This window comes from Ulvibacter sp. 2305UL32-6 (genome assembly GCF_058148545.1).
The window spans coordinates 26,407-40,455 of record NZ_JBYVKA010000002.1 but is presented as its reverse complement, the minus strand read 5'-3'; the positions used below and the strand labels follow the sequence as shown (position 1 = coordinate 40,455).

General features: G+C 38.0%; 13 protein-coding genes. 6 read left to right on the top strand and 7 right to left on the bottom strand.

The window, feature by feature from the left end:
• The first annotated feature begins 174 nt into the window (after positions 1-174).
• Positions 175-858 (top strand): DUF4377 domain-containing protein, encoded by a 684-nt coding sequence (locus ACY2RU_RS05935; RefSeq protein WP_490137514.1) that lies wholly within the window; start codon positions 175-177, stop codon positions 856-858.
• A gap of 53 nt (positions 859-911) precedes the next feature.
• Here the strand turns inward: ACY2RU_RS05935 and ACY2RU_RS05930 are convergent, their stop codons facing one another.
• From ACY2RU_RS05930 to lon, 4 genes are all read right to left on the bottom strand, one after another.
• Complete coding sequence (locus tag ACY2RU_RS05930; RefSeq protein WP_490137513.1) at positions 912-1,793, bottom strand: hypothetical protein; 882 nt, start codon at positions 1,791-1,793, stop codon at positions 912-914.
• 131 nt (positions 1,794-1,924) lie between these two features.
• Positions 1,925-2,620 carry a (d)CMP kinase gene (gene cmk, locus ACY2RU_RS05925; protein ID WP_490137512.1) on the bottom strand — a complete coding sequence of 232 codons (696 nt, stop codon included), beginning with the start codon at positions 2,618-2,620 and terminating at the stop codon, positions 1,925-1,927.
• Complete coding sequence (gene porQ, locus ACY2RU_RS05920; protein ID WP_490137511.1) at positions 2,621-3,640, bottom strand: type IX secretion system protein PorQ; 1,020 nt, start codon at positions 3,638-3,640, stop codon at positions 2,621-2,623.
• A gap of 290 nt (positions 3,641-3,930) precedes the next feature.
• On the bottom strand, positions 3,931-6,381 hold the full coding sequence (lon, locus tag ACY2RU_RS05915) for an endopeptidase La (protein ID WP_490137510.1): 2,451 nt from the start codon (positions 6,379-6,381) through the stop codon (positions 3,931-3,933).
• Between the two features lie 253 nt (positions 6,382-6,634).
• Here lon and ACY2RU_RS05910 point away from each other — a divergent pair, with 253 nt between their 5' ends.
• Genes ACY2RU_RS05910 through ACY2RU_RS05895 form a run of 4 tightly spaced genes read left to right on the top strand, consistent with a single transcriptional unit; the run spans position 6,635 to position 9,556 of the window.
• Positions 6,635-7,186, top strand: a complete 552-nt coding sequence (locus tag ACY2RU_RS05910; RefSeq protein WP_490137509.1) for an RNA polymerase sigma factor — start codon at positions 6,635-6,637, stop codon at positions 7,184-7,186.
• Positions 7,183-7,728, top strand: a complete 546-nt coding sequence (locus ACY2RU_RS05905; protein ID WP_490137508.1) for a hypothetical protein — start codon at positions 7,183-7,185, stop codon at positions 7,726-7,728. The genes ACY2RU_RS05910 and ACY2RU_RS05905 overlap by 4 nt, the downstream gene beginning before the upstream one ends.
• On the top strand, positions 7,712-8,800 hold the full coding sequence (locus ACY2RU_RS05900; protein WP_490137507.1) for a hypothetical protein: 1,089 nt from the start codon (positions 7,712-7,714) through the stop codon (positions 8,798-8,800). The genes ACY2RU_RS05905 and ACY2RU_RS05900 overlap by 17 nt, the downstream gene beginning before the upstream one ends.
• 27 nt (positions 8,801-8,827) lie before the next feature.
• Positions 8,828-9,556: a head GIN domain-containing protein gene (locus ACY2RU_RS05895; RefSeq protein WP_490137506.1), complete on the top strand. Its 729-nt coding sequence runs from the start codon at positions 8,828-8,830 to the stop codon at positions 9,554-9,556.
• An 84-nt stretch (positions 9,557-9,640) separates the two neighbouring features.
• Here the strand turns inward: ACY2RU_RS05895 and ACY2RU_RS05890 are convergent, their stop codons facing one another.
• The 3 genes from ACY2RU_RS05890 to ACY2RU_RS05880 form a co-directional block, all read right to left on the bottom strand.
• Positions 9,641-11,035: a DUF6252 domain-containing protein gene (locus ACY2RU_RS05890; protein ID WP_490137505.1), complete on the bottom strand. Its 1,395-nt coding sequence runs from the start codon at positions 11,033-11,035 to the stop codon at positions 9,641-9,643.
• Positions 11,036-11,091: 56 nt separating this feature from the next.
• A complete protein-coding gene (locus ACY2RU_RS05885; RefSeq protein WP_490137504.1) occupies positions 11,092-12,411 on the bottom strand; it encodes an MFS transporter in 1,320 nt (439 codons plus the stop codon).
• 71 nt (positions 12,412-12,482) lie between these two features.
• Positions 12,483-13,304 (bottom strand): M48 family metallopeptidase, encoded by an 822-nt coding sequence (locus ACY2RU_RS05880; RefSeq protein ID WP_490137503.1) that lies wholly within the window; start codon positions 13,302-13,304, stop codon positions 12,483-12,485.
• Between the two features lie 229 nt (positions 13,305-13,533).
• Between ACY2RU_RS05880 and ACY2RU_RS05875 the strand changes: the two genes are divergently transcribed.
• Positions 13,534-14,049, top strand: coding sequence for a collagen-like protein (locus ACY2RU_RS05875; RefSeq protein ID WP_490137502.1), 516 nt, complete (start codon positions 13,534-13,536; stop codon positions 14,047-14,049).

Below are 14,049 nucleotides of genomic sequence, written 5' to 3'. Positions count from 1 at the left end.
TGAGATAAGGAATTACTGAGATAATGAATTAATGAGTTAATTGGGGAACTAGGTGGAATTTGGATTCAGTATTAATAGTTTACACAAATATCTTTCTTCCAGTAATCTATTAAAGTATCGCTAAATTCTTTTTGCTTCGGAAGTTTGCTTATATTTTTGTTTAAAATCAATTTTATGAAAGCACTCGTAATTCTATTAAGCTTTTTTGCGCTGGTAAATTCTTGTAATAAGAACGAAAAAATATATACCATTAAAGTCAATAGCACTAAAGTGGCGTGCGAAGGCGTGCTTCCTATGCAATGTCTACAAATACAGTCGGGCGATTTAGATCAAACAGGAGCTTGGGAAAATTTATACAATCCGATTGAAGGGTTTGACTATCAGACTGGTTATTTCTATCTGCTACGCGTTAAAGTTGAAACCTTGGATGCTAAAAAACTACCCGTCGATGCATCGACCAAAAAATATACACTGCTTGAAGTACTAGAGAAAAAAGCAGATCCTGCGATGCGCTTACATGATATTTGGGCTTTAAAGGAAATTAATAGTAAAGCGCTTACTCCCGAACGGCTTGAAGGTAGAAATAAACGCCCGATGCTAGAAATTTTTATTGCTGAAAAGCGCTTTGGAGGTAACGACGGTTGTAACAATCTCTTCGGAACGATCATCAATGTTGATGAATCGATCATACGTTTTGGTATGATGGGCGGAACAAAAATGGCATGTCCCGATATGAACCTTTCTTCAGAGTATACACAAGCGTTACAGGCTACAACGGCCTATTCTATCAAAAATCTAGAGTTAATTTTTTATGACGCTCAGCGAAATGAGCTCCTTCGATTTCAGAAAGTAGATTAAAAGAAAAGGCAACCAATAAGGTTGCCTTTCTTACTAACTAAATTTTATTTTTCTTAATCAATTGTAATTATACCATTACGCACGTTTCCAGGAGCGTCTATCCAATTAAAATAGCCTGACGTGGCCGTAGTACAAGTGCGATAGTTCATATAGGTGTCTGTAGTGGGATCATATCCTAGGCCCCATTTCGCTACACCATTGTCGAATTCAGTGGTTTGGTAACTACTAACTATATAGTTAGGAATACCTTGCGTATTGAGTATTGGAACTAAGTTAGAAATTCCGAAACAGACTGATGCGTCAAAATGGTCGAAGGTCGCATCTGTAAAAACTTCACCATTTATAGTGATCATTAAAGATGTGATACCATCACCATTGAGTCCGTTTGCGTTTACAATGGTTCCATCGGCGATCATATTCCATGTTCCGCTATATGACGGATTTTCGGTCTCGGTAAAGGTTGCAGTTACCGAACTGGCCATACTTGTACTTCTGCTTTTTACCACCTTGGCAAAATGAGCTTCATTGTTAATTTCCAATTCAGAAATTATGGGTGAGTTATAATCAGTTACGTCAAAGCTAAAACTAGCATTATCACTTACAAATTGGAAAAATGTTGTTGACAATGCCATTTCTTCAAACTGGTAAGCAGTTACTAGATCAATGCGGGTTCCATCCACAAGCTCAACGGTTGCTGTATATCTGGAGTCGTTCCCTAAGTTGATCCAGATTTTTCCTCGTGATAAAGTGGTTCCTGAGGCGATCACACCGTGGTACATTCCAAATTTTGACTCGTCATAGTTAAAGTTTGGCGTCTGATTTTTTAAAGGAATTATGATCGAACTAGTCAAGTTTGAACTCATGTCGTTCTTTGAAATTTCCTTAGAACAAGACGCGAGCGCAGTTAATATTGCCAAGGCAATAATTGGTTTCATAATTTTCATAAACGTAGGAATTTGGGGCTAGTTATGGGGTAAATAAACATATAAAATCGTTTAAAAACAAATTTAACAGTTTAAATGTCAGTAAATTGTAGGAAAATTCTAGGAAACGCTTACGTTTAATATTAAACTCTGCCAGCAATGCGGTCTTTTGCAAGCTGTAGAATAATATGGAATTGATCTTCCAAATTCATTTCGCTATTATCTATTTCAATAGCGTCATTCGCTTTTCGTAAAGGCGAGTCTTTGCGGGTAGAATCAATATGATCTCGTTCTTTTACATTGGCTAAAACTTCTTCATATGTAATGGTATCGCCACGTTCCAGAAGCTCATTATAACGACGTGTTGCACGTTTTTCTGCGGAAGCGTCTAGAAATATTTTAAGTTCGGCATCTGGAAAAACTACGGTCCCGATGTCTCGTCCATCCATTACTACGCCTTTCCCCTGCCCCATTTGTTGTTGTTGCTCCACCAGTTTTTTACGCACTTCTGAAATAGTGGCTACTGGGCTAACAAATTCGGAAACCGCAAGTGTTCTAATCTCTTTTTCAACATTTTCACCGTTGAGAACAACTTCGGCCTTGTCTAAAGGATTTGATTTTTCAAAAGAAATAGAAATATTAGGGAGTTCGGCGATAAGTTTATCCGAAGCAAAATGAGTTTCAGAAATAAAACCTTTACGCATGGCATATAAAGTGATGGCTCGGTACATGGCTCCAGTATCGACATAGACGTAGTCAAGCCAATCTGCTAGCTGTTTTGCAATAGTACTCTTCCCAGTGGAAGAAAAGCCATCAATAGCAATCGTAATTTTACCCATTTATTGTAAATCAATATTCAAGCCCAAGTATCCTGCAGAAGCTGCGGTACTGAATTTTGCGTATGTATAACTAAACCGCAATTTATTCAATTTTATTGCAAACCCAGCGCTTAACCCAGCAAAAGCTCGTCTTTCAAGGATACGTAGTTCTTCTGCCCGACGTAAATTATAGCCTAATCTAAGATTAAAACCACTTTCAGGAAATATTTCAATACCTACAATCGTATGGCGAAAGGCATTATCAACAAAGCCTATTTTTTCTGAAGTACTATTTCCTTCTAAGTCAATTTCATCGCGGTTTGGGTTCGCAAAGGCTATATTCCAGCGCTGCATATTCTCTAAGGTAATATGCCAGCGAATAGGAATATTCTCTAAAGTTTGTGAAATTCCAAAAATCAGTTCGAAGGGCAATTTTTCATAATTGGTGTCGTATGGAGTGATCTGAGTTCCTAAGTTACGCGCTACTCCAGTAATATGTAGGTCCCAGTCGTCATAAAAATACATTACGCCTATGTCAAGCGCCACTCCAAAAGATGAGTATTGCTCTAAAGTTGAGGATATTAATTTTAGATTTCCCCCGATATGAAAATTAGTAAAGGCTATATTTCGTGCATGGCCAACAGATAGCGCAACTTCACTACCAGTAAAACTACTTGTAGCGTTTCCTTGTTCGTCGTATCCATCAAATTTACCGTAATTCACATAGGTGACCCCTGTGTGTAAAACCTGCGTTCTTCTATCCCAGAGATAGGCGTAGGCAACTGTTCCGTAGTTAACATCACCAATATAATTGGTGTAGTTCATAGATAGTTGATTATCCATCGCAGGATTAATAGATGCTGGATTAAATAAGGCCTGTGAAGGATCATAGTCGTAATTAGTGACTACTTTTCCACCCAAACCAGCCTGCCTTGGGTTGTTGACAAGGTTTAAAAATTGGTAGGTAGATCGGCCGCCAACCTGTGCTATTGCATGTCCTGCTGTAAAAATTAGTAAGAAAAATAGCGGTTTGAGGTTCATGTATGCGATTGCGATTGCTTCATTTAAAACGAATGCAATATTAATTTATTTTCAGCGGAGTGAGAAATGATACAGCTAATAGTTTTTGAACGCTCAAAGGCCTGGGTTAAAATGGCCTTTTTAATTCCTATTATTAAAGCGTTTAAAAATATGTTATTTGACTATAATAACAAGCTATGAGTAGGGAACCATACAGTTATTCTAGTGCTCACATCTTTTTATAAACTATTTGACCCGCTCTTTATCGAGCGGGTCATATAATAATCTAAATAATTTTAAATACGCTTTACTTATAGCTTTTTGGCATTTTTTACTTTTTCTTTCATTAAAGCCAAAGAAAGTACGTCGCTCATATCTTTAACATAGTGAAATGTAAGACCTTTGAGATATTCAGGCTTAATTTCTTCAATATCACGACGGTTATCTTCACATAAAAGTATTTCTTTGATCTTTGCGCGTTTTGCAGCCAAGATCTTTTCTTTGATACCTCCTACCGGCAACACTTTGCCTCGTAAAGTGATCTCCCCTGTCATTGCAATGCTCTTTTTTACTTTACGTTGTGTAAAAAGTGAAACTAAGGAAGTCAGCATCGTTATCCCAGCACTCGGACCATCTTTTGGCGTAGCACCTTCGGGAACGTGAATATGTACATTGTATTTTTCAAAGATCTCAGGATCAATACCAAGGATCTCGGCATTCGATTTAATGTATTCCATGGCAATGGTAGCCGACTCCTTCATCACCTTTCCTAGATTTCCTGTCATGTTGAGCGTTCCTTTACCCTTAGATAAAGCAGACTCAATAAACAAAATATCACCACCTACACGTGTCCATGCAAGACCGGTAACAACTCCTGCTACATCATTGTTTTCGTATTTATCACGTAACATTCGTGGCGCTCCAAGTACTTCACTGATCAATTCATTGGTTACTTTCGGCTCGTAGTCTTCCTCCATTGCGATCTTCATAGCACCGTAACGTACCATTTTAGCGATCTGCTTTTCGAGTCCACGTACACCACTCTCTCGTGTATAACCTTCTACAATCGTTTCCAATTGAGGCTTAGCAATACGCATCTGATCTTTTTTCATACCGTGTTCTTCCAATTGCTTCGGAAGTAAATGCCGTTTGGCGATCTCTACTTTTTCTTCTACCGTATAACCTGTAACATTGATGATCTCCATACGATCGAGCAACGCCGGTTGAATTGTACTTAAGCTATTGGAAGTAGCAATAAACATCACTTTAGATAGATCAAAACCAAGTTCTAAGAAATTATCATAAAAAGAAGCATTTTGTTCAGGGTCAAGCACTTCCAGCATAGCCGAAGAAGGATCACCTTGGCTCCCAACCGAAAGCTTATCAATTTCATCTAATACAAACACCGGATTACTGGTTCCTGCCTTCTTTAGGCTCTTTATGATACGTCCAGGCATCGCGCCAATATATGTTTTTCTATGTCCACGAATCTCTGCTTCGTCACGCAAACCACCCAAAGACATGCGCACATATTTTCGCCCTAAAGCTTCCGCAATTGATTTTCCGAGAGAGGTCTTCCCTACTCCTGGAGGTCCGTATAAACAAAGGATAGGCGATTTCATATCATTTCGTAGTTTTAATACTGCGAGATATTCAATGATTCGTTTTTTGACATCATCAAGACCATAATGATCCCGATCTAGGATCTTACGAGCCCTATTTAGGTCAAATTTATCTTTACTGAATTCATTCCAGGGCAATTCGAGAATAAGGTCTAAGTAATTACGCTGGATACTAAATTCGGCTACCTGCGGATTCATACGTTGTAGCTTGGCGAGTTCTTTGTTGAAATGTTTTTCAACCTCCTCATTCCACTTCTTTTTCTTAGCACGCGCACGTAATTCTTCAACTTCAGCTTCTTGATTAGAACCTCCCAATTCTTCTTGAATGGTCTTCATTTGTTGATGCAAGAAATATTCGCGTTGCTGCTGATTGATGTCTTCCTGTACTTTAGACTGAATATCGTTGCGTAAAGATAATTTCTGAAGTTCCACATTCATATAACGCAAGGTCTCAAGCGCACGATCTTTTAGATCATTGATCTCAAGAAGTGTTTGCTTTTCTGCTACGGAAATATTCAGGTTTGAGGATACGAAGTTTATTAAAAACGACGGACTTTCAATATTTTTTATCGCGAAGGCAGCTTCCGAAGGAATATTCGGACTATCCTTTATAATACGAAGTGCGAGTTCTTTGATAGATTCTATTATAGCTAAGAACTCTTCGTTTTGCTCGGCTGGTCTTGCTTCATTCACTGGGCGAACTGTAGCCGTCATATAAGGTTCTGTAGTGAGCACTTCTGCCACTTCAAAACGTTTTTGTCCTTGAATGATCACCGTGGTGTTACCATCAGGCATTTTAAGTACTCGTAAGATCTTAGCTACCGTACCAATAGTATTGATGTCGTGTAAGGTAGGATCTTCTTTATCTTCATCCTTTTGTGAAACCACACCAATGGTCTTATTACCATTGTTGGTTTCATTGATTAGTTTAATCGATTTGTCGCGTCCGGCAGTAATGGGTACAACGACTCCTGGAAAGAGAACCGTATTCCTTAAAGGTAGAATAGGTAATATTTCGGGAAGTTCGGCTTTATCCATTGCATCTTCATCCTCTCGGGTCATTAATGGAATTAATTCTGCCTCGTCTCGCAATTCTTGCAGTGACAAACTGTCTATGGAAGTAACTTTTGCTTTGCTCATATAATAGTTTACGACATTGTGTCACTTACAGAAGCGATCACGATGTGCTTTTCAATTTTTTATTTTTACGATATCTTCGGAAAGCTGCTGTTAATCAACAAACCCCAAGCTATCTCAATTACTTTATTTCAAGATTTATGCCGAAGATTATATGACTTGCGGGATTCTTCCGAAGAAAGTTTCAGAAAAAATAATTGAAAAGTGTAACAATGTGAGATACAATGTATCTTTATCATAACCAATCAAAAAGTACGTGTCACTAACACAGCAAAATATAGACGTATTGCTCACACAATGCGGAAAAGGCAACCAATTAGCGCAATTGGAGGTTTATAATCGATATCAAAACGCGATGTATAATGTTGCGGTTCGAATTGTGAAAGACACAGCAGAAGCTGAAGATGTCATGCAGGAGTCATTTATAACGGCTTTTAGCAAATTAGAAACATTTAAAGGAGAAGCAACTTTTGGGGCTTGGTTAAAACGTATCGTGGTAAATAACAGTATTTCACAGTATAAAAAATCACAGCGATTTGTACCAATCAGCCATGAAAATTTTGGAGAAGAAGTTGCTGAGGAAGACGGAATGAGTGAAGATGACTATGCGAGTGTAAAAGCTTCGGAAGTGATGCGGCAAATGCAACAGCTTCATGAGAGTTACAGACAAGTACTTACGCTTCACTTGATAGAGGGATATGATTATGAAGAGATCTGTGAGATTATGGATGTGAGTTATGCCAATTGCAGGACGCTCATTTCCCGCGCAAAAGAAAGTTTACGAAAGAAATTAAAGAAAGCATCATGAAAAAAGATTCATTAGAAAATTTGTTTGAAAATTTGGAAGGTGATTTTGATGTACATCAAACACCTACGGGGCATCAGTCTCGGTTTTTAGATAAGCTTCAAATTGTTGAGAAGCCACGCACAAAGCGCCGTAATTGGATGTATCCTGTTTCGATTGCAGCTTCCATTGCAGCCATCTTTGTGCTAGGCTTCTTTTTTCAGAACACAACAGAAAATACAACGGGCTTGGCCAGTGTTTCTCCTGAAATGAAGCAAACCGAATCCTTTTTTAAATCAACCATCGAAGAAGAACTACGCACCTTACAAAGCTTTAATACTCCGGAAAGCGAAGCTTTGGTTAAAGATGCTTTGGTTCAACTGGAAGTCCTTGAAAAAGAATACAAGGGCTTAAAAAGAGATCTATCTGAAAGTGGAAATGACAAACGCGTTATTTATGCAATGATCACCAATTTTCAAAACAGGATCGACCTTTTACAAAATGTAATATCAACCTTAGAAGAAGTTAAAACACTTAAAGCATTTCAAAATGAAACAACACTATAACACACTTATCCTTTTGCTTTGCCTTCCCGCTCTGGTCTTTGCCAATGACGGTAAATTTAAAGGCAAGTATACCAAGGAAAAAACGATCAAGAAAGAATTTACTGTAAATAAGGACGCAGGTCTTACAGTAATGAATAGCTATGGAAACATTGATATTGTAACCTGGAATGAAAGCAGAACGGTTATTGAAGTAACTATACGAACGAATGGAAATGACGAATCAAAAGTACAGAGTAAACTCAATGAAATTAAAATAGATTTTACAGCGAGCGCCTCAATGGTCACGGCAAAAACACGCTTTGGTGAAACTAAATCATCTTGGAACAGCTGGTGGAATAGCGGAAATGACAATATTTCAATGGAAGTTAATTACACCATTAAATTGCCCATTACCAATAGTGTAGATCTTGATAATGACTACGGAACCATCAGTCTTAATACACTTAAAGGAGATGCTAGAATTGATTGTGACTACGGGCAATTGATCATTGGCGAATTATTAGGAAACAACAATTATCTGTCTTTCGATTATACAGACAAATCGACTATAGAGTTTATGAAGAATGGGAAGATAAATGCAGATTATTCCGGCTTTACACTCGAAAAGGTTGGTAATCTTGAGTTGATCGCAGACTACACACGTTCTGAGATCGGGGAAGCCAATGACATTAATTACAATTGTGATTACGGTAAGGTGACCATAGATAAAGCAAATAATGTAATAGGTCGTGGAGACTATGTCACCAATAGATTAGGTACAGTCACTGGCGAGGTAAATTTGAACACCGATTATGGCTCAATACATATTGATAGACTCACTTCTACAGCAAAAGATGTAACCATTATAGCAGACTATACAGGTGTAAAAATTGGTTTTGATAGTGGATATTCATTCAATTGTGAATTTGAACTTCGCTATGCAAGTCTTAAAGGTAAAGAGATCTTGAATCTTACTACAACTTCAGAAAAAAACAGTTCAAAATTATATGTGGGATACCACGGAAATAAAAACTCAGGAAACACCATGAATGTACGCTCTAGCTACGGTGGTGTTAGCCTTACAAAGCTTTAATGTCAAACACTTAAAAATTCAGAAAAAATGAAAAACACATTACGAATAGCCATCGCAACCTTATTACTTGGGTTTACAACTTCAGAGATGTCTGCTCAATGGAGCAACAAAAAAGTGATAGGAAACGGAAACATTACTACCAAAAGTATTCAAACTTCAGATTACGATAACGTAAAAGTGGTAGGATCAATGGATGTACATCTTGAAAGCGGTACTGAAGGTAATATTAGCGTTACCACAGATGATAATATTCATGAATATTTAGAGATCATGGTGGAAGGAAACGACCTAGTTATCAAGACCAAGAAAAATGTGTCAATTAGAACTAAGCGGGGAATTCATGTAACCGTTCCTTTTCAAGACTTATCGGAGGTTTCCTTGGTTGGATCGGGTGATATTGACAGCAAGGACATTATTAGAGCTAATGAGTTAGAATTAACTGTAACGGGGTCTGGTGATATCATCTTGGCGGTTGAAACCAGTAACCTTAATGCTAAAGTGACAGGTTCTGGAGATCTGGAAATTTCTGGTAGAACTACAAACCTAGAAGTTAAAGTGAGCGGTAGCGGCGATTTTGATGGAGATAGACTAACTTCAGAAAATACAGAAGCCTATGTTTCTGGTTCGGGTGATGCCCGTGTTCATGCTAGCAATAATTTGAAAGCACGTGTAAATGGTTCTGGAGATATCTCTTACAAAGGAAACCCTGCCAAAGTAGATAAAAAGGTAGTAGGTTCTGGAGATATTAGTAATTAAGTTTTCTTCGGAAGCGAAACTTTCTAAACTAAAAAAGCCGACTCAAAACTATTGAGTCGGCTTTTTTATGTGTCTTGTTTTTTGCTATTCAATAAGCATGGTGAAACTTCCTAAAGTAATTTCAAATACTTCTGGATTGACACCTTCAGGATCTGAAGCCGTAAAGAAAAATGTACCTTCTAATACTCCAGTTGTAAGATCAAAGGCAGTTAATGTTAACTCTCCTGGATCTGACGTATAAGTTGGAGAAACACCTACTTCTGGTGTATAAAACCCAACAATTTCATCACCATCAGCAATCATTTTACTCATACCGTAAGTTCCGGCTGTTAAGACAGCTGGAAATAGAATTTCAATACGTTCCGTTCCAGAAGTAGCTGTAATCAAAACAACGCTATTTCCTTCAACTATGGTTTCTTCCGCAGAAATATTAAAGCCTGGATTAAAAAATACATCATCGATCTCGGCTGTAAAAGGTGTATTTGGGTTCATAGGATCTGGCTCATAGCTTACCGAGAATTCACCTTGAGTAACCTCCACTGTTGTTGGATCCTGATTAAAAGGATCTGTACCCGTAAAACTAAAACTTGCTGTAAGCTGACCCCTTACGGTATTGAACTCTGTGATCGTTATACTTCCAGGGTTCGATGTAAGATTTTCACCACCAGTATTACTATTATATAATCCAATAAGTTGTGTACCATTTGAAATTGAAACCATCTCATGTGTTCCAACGCCCAATTGCTCTGGTACATCAACTCTAATTTTAGCACCTTCTGCATCTTTTGCCATGATACGAATCATAGGTATATCTGACAAAACAATACGTTCTACTATTAGCGTATCAACAACAAAGGTCGCAGCATCAATTTCTGCAGCAAAGGTATCCATAGGATCACTTCCACCACCACCACCACCACCGTTGTCATCGGTGATCTGGATAAAAGGAATTTTATTAAATACCCCACCAGTGATACTGATTTCCTCTGTATCTGGATTTCCTTGTCCGTCAAGTACTAGTCGTGTTCCTACAAAAGTGAATGTCCCTGAAATAGTAAGGGCAGTCACGTCATATTCTGTTATTTGTAGTTGTCCTGAACCTCCTAATAATTGTACAGAAGCAAAAGGATTTTGAAGATCACCCTGCTCTATATATTCGCCGAGATTATTTACAATTCCTTCTGAATAAGTAAGATTAAAAGTCCCTACGCCAATATTTTCGGCTGTAAGTCGTATGGTATTACCCGAACTATCGTCTGGAGCCGTTAAGATCAATTTATTATTTTGATCTACAGTAGCTTGGCCAGTAGTTGAAACGAAGTCAGAGCCATCAATTTCTGCTTTAAACTGACCTGGATCGAGTTGGGAAGGAATCTGGTCTTGAGGAAATTCTCCTTCTAAGGGCTCATTGTCACATGAAAAAATAAGAAGAGCCATAAAGGTGAATAAAACACCTTTAAAGAGTAGCTTGTTAGTCATAGGTAGTAGATTAGCTTTGGTATTAAACGCAAACATAAAGAAAAATTGTATAATATTTAAGTATTTCTTGGTACTCGGAGTAGTAAAACAACACCTATTATAAAAAATAGAATAAAAAATAAGATAGCATAACGTATACTTCCCGTTAGCTGCGCTACATATCCGTAGCTAAACATTCCAATAACGATCCCAATTTTTTCTGAAACGTCATAGAAACTAAAATACGATGCAGTATCAACAGCTCCTTCAGGAATAAATTTAGAATAGGTTGAACGCGAAAGCGACTGAATTCCTCCCATAACCAGCCCCACAACAGCAGCGGTGACATAAAATTGTTGTGGTGAAGTGATGGTAAACGCATAAATACAGATAGCGATCCAGATGATGTTTAAAACGATCAACGTATTTATATTTCCGAAGCGAGCAGAAGACCGCGATGTGAGAAATGCTCCTAACACGGCAACCAATTGTATTAATAAAATACTAACTATAAGTCCCATGGTTGCATTCGTATCACCCCAATCTAATTCTTCAATTCCGAAGTAAGTAGCAACCAGCATTATGGTTTGTACTGCCATACTATACACAAAGAAAGCGCCCAAATATCGTTTAAGCGGTATGTTTAGTTTAATTCGACCCCAAATTTGCTTTAATTCTTTAAAGCCATTAAACACCACATTACGCGTCATTTTTTGTGCTTTGTTTCCCTTCGGAAGGTGATAATATGAATATTGGCTGAACCCGATCCACCACACCCCTGTCAATACAAATGATAAACGGGTGGGCAAACCTTCGTCTTCAAAACCGAAAGTTTCATATCCTAAGATCATTCCGAGGCAAAGAAGCAAAAGGATCACACTTCCAATATATCCTAAAGAATATCCTTTCGCACTAATTTTATCTTGTTGCTCTGGAAATGCGATATCGGGTAAATAGGAGTTGTAAAAAACCAAACTCGCCCAAAAGCCAATAAGCGCAAGGAAATAGCATAAAAGCCCAAACCACAAATGTTCCATCGAAAACCAATAAAGCCCAATACAACTCACAGCACCCAAATAGCAAAAAAACTTCATAAACGATTTTTTGTTACCTACGTAATCGGCTATACCGCTGAGCAACGGACTCAAAATAGAAACGGCCAAAAATGCGGCCGCGGTTACATAACTTATTAAAGTATCATTGTTCCAATCAATACCTAAAAAAGTAACGGTATCATCGAGAATCTTCCCGTTTTCATCTTTTACCAAGGTCAAAGCACCGTAAAAAATTGGAAACACAGCCGAAGCTATAACAAGACTGTAAACCGAGTTGGCCCAATCGTAAAAAGCCCAGGCATTGAGTAGTTTTTTACTTCCTTTAGCGAGTGGTTGCGACATAAATTGGCATTTTAAGCGGAACAAAAAAGTCCCGCACATGGCGGGACTAAAGTACTAAATTATTTTAGCTATTACTGTCTTTTAAAACTGGTAACGCCATACTTTCTTGCTTCAGCCTTAGCGTCGTTTGCCCAAGCTGTAATATTATTAATACGAGTATCACTTGACGGGTGCGTACTCAAAAATTCTGGTGGTGCGCCGCCTGCTTGTTCTTTCATACGTCTCCAAAGATCAGCAGCCGCAATTGGGTCATAACCGGCGATCGCCATAAGGGTAAGTCCAATTTTATCTGCTTCGCTTTCGTGATTTCTACTAAAAGGTAACATAACACCAACGTTACTTGCTAAACCATACGACTGATTAAAAATTGCCTGATTTTTTGGGTCCTTCGCTAAGGCTACGTTCCCAGCTACGGCTCCTAAAGCCTGAATCTGTCCCGCGCTCATTCGTTGTTGTCCGTGATTTGCCAAAGCGTGTGCTACTTCATGCCCCATAACAGCGGCAACACCAGCGTCATTTTGCGTTATTGGTAAGATTCCTGTGTAAAAAACGATCTTCCCTCCTGGCATACACCATGCATTTACGGCAGGATCATCAACCAAGTTGTATTCCCATGCGTAATCTTTTAGGTATCCTGCATAGCCGTTTGCGGTTAACCAGCGTTCGGCAGCAATTGAAATTTTTTGTCCAATATTATTGATCATTTGTGCATCTGAGGTGCCGGTGATAACCTTGTTTTCAGATAAAAACTGATCGTACTGCTGAAATGCCATTGGCAATATCTGCGAGTTAGGAACCAATGCTAAAGTCGATTTTCCCGTAAACGGATTGGTGGTACATGCCACCGCAAAAATAGAAACAGCAATGATGGATAGTGTTGTTTTATAATTCATGTTTTGTTTGTTTAATATAGCCTAAAAATAAAACTATCAAATTTAAAATCTATTAAAAAAGTCTAAAAATCAAAGAATGACCACTTCTTTTCGACTAAGTATTCAAAAACAAAGCCAAAAATTCTAATACACGACTTTAATTCAAAAAAAGATGAATAACTTATTACTGAATATTTTAATAATGGAACGGCTTTTGCTTTGATTTATAAAACATACTTAAAAAAACATTATGAAACATCTTATTTTATTCCTTGCGGCTACTTCTACCCTATTATTTTCATCTTGTAAAGGCGATACAGGCCCTCCAGGAGCCGATGGTGTTAATATACTCGGTCAAGTCTTTGAGGTGACAGTCGATTTTACTCCGGGGAATGATTACAGCAATTTGATCACGATCCCGTCAAATATTGAAGTTTATGAAAGTGATGCTATTCTAGTGTATCTTCTTGAAGATGTTGTTTCTGATGGTGCTGGAGGTAGTCTTGACGTATGGAGTCAGCTTCCGCAAACGTTCTTTGTAGATCAAGGTACCCTTACCTATAATTTTGATCATACATTTTTGGATGTACGGTTGTTTTTAGACGCTAATTTTAATTTAGATCTGTTAGGAAGTCTTTTTACAAACGACCAAACTTTTAGAATTGTAGTTGTACCAGCAGAATTTGCAAATGCTAGAATGACAATGGACGAACTGCTTTACAATCTAAATGTAGACCCAACTCAAATTAACCCAGGATTAGATTAA